At 42.9% G+C, this 1298-nt stretch carries 1 protein-coding gene and 2 pseudogenes; 1 reads left to right on the plus strand and 2 read right to left on the minus strand.

All coding sequences use genetic code 11. The features are described 5' to 3' along the window. Positions 1–816, minus strand: an 816-nt coding sequence (locus ACUU1I_RS20580) for a leucine-rich repeat domain-containing protein (RefSeq protein ID WP_449144912.1), incomplete at its 3' end; no start/stop codon positions are given. Between the two features lie 91 nt (positions 817–907). Here ACUU1I_RS20580 and ACUU1I_RS20585 point away from each other — a divergent pair. Then, positions 908–994 (plus strand): annotated as a pseudogene (locus tag ACUU1I_RS20585) (transposase); the annotation flags it as partial. A gap of 6 nt (positions 995–1000) precedes the next feature. On the opposite strand, the pseudogene ACUU1I_RS20590 reads toward ACUU1I_RS20585, so the two are convergent. Continuing rightward, a pseudogene (locus ACUU1I_RS20590) lies at positions 1001–1084 on the minus strand (hypothetical protein); the annotation flags it as partial. Between the last annotated feature and the right edge of the window lie 214 nt (positions 1085–1298).

Here is a 1298-nt window from a genome sequence, read left to right on the forward strand (position 1 = left end):
CGAAGAGGTTAATCTTTGCAGGGCTTGCAGAGTGCGAGTCGACAATGGATTGTTATAAATATTAACATCTGCATAAATGTGCAGATTCATGATACTGTCTGGCAATGTGTTCAGCTGATTGTTAGGGATATATAGTGATTGCAGACGTTGTGGAAGTTCGGGCAGTCTGTGTAGTTGGTTTTCCCCAACGTTTAAAAGCCTCAGATTTTGAGGAAGGGGCGGTAGCTCTTGTAATCTGTTATCAAAAGCACTTAGTTCCTGTAGTTCACATGGTAATTCTGGTAAGGCAGTAAGCTGGTTGTTGCCAACAGAAAGTTTTTGTAGAGCCGGGGGAAGATCAGGTAGCGTCTCCAGGCTATTGAGAAGGGCTGAGAGTGACTGCAAGGAAGATGGAAGAGAAGGCAAACATGTTAAAACTCTGTTAAGTGAAACATCAAGAGCGACTAGGTGAGGCGGAAGAGCCGGGAGCCTGCTCAGTCTGTTATCGCTGGCTTTAAGTACAGTTAAGGACGGAGGGAGTTCTGGCAGAGAGCGTAGCTCATTGCTAGAGATGTTAAGTTCTTGTATGTGCGGGGGCAGGTATGGGAGAGAGCGTAATCTGAGTAAACTTAAATTGAGGGCTGGCTCTTGAAAAGCCAGACATATTTTCAGTAATCGAACTGCCTGTGTTCGGTCTTCTGTTGCAGCACCTTCCTTGGCCCAGTTATCCCAGATGCGGTGATAATCCGTGATATTTTGCTCTTCTACGGATAAACGGGATATACATCCTAAACCACAAAAGGAGCGGAAAAAAGAAGGATTGTGGACAGGTTTCATTTATTATTGATCCTCATTGTTTATATATTAATATATTCGTGCAAATGGAGTGAGGATTCTTTAAAAAAACGCGCCTGTAAATAGTTAAGAACAGGAAGAACTGTTGGGGATGTGGCTGGCCGAAAATGAAGGGGTGAAGTTCTGGCTCAATGTGCTGACTGAACTGAAAAAACGCGGTTGGTCGCCCTACCTTTTCATCAAGCCAGTAGTCTGCCCACCACAGCATCATTTCTCTGCGCTTATCGAGATACTGAGCATGGTTGTAAATTCAGCTAACCCAGTGCGTTGACAAAAAATTAGCGCAAGAGGACAAAAAATCACCTTGCGCTAATGCTCTGTATCAGGTCACTAATACCATCTAAGTGGTTGATTCATAGTGACTGGATATGTTGTGTTTTGCAGTATTGTGCAGTCTATTTTTTAAGCTAAATGTATTATAATGCATTGATATTAATGATTTTTACTGTTTCTCGGTCAGCTTT

Source organism: Shigella sp. SIG3 (assembly GCF_053555855.1).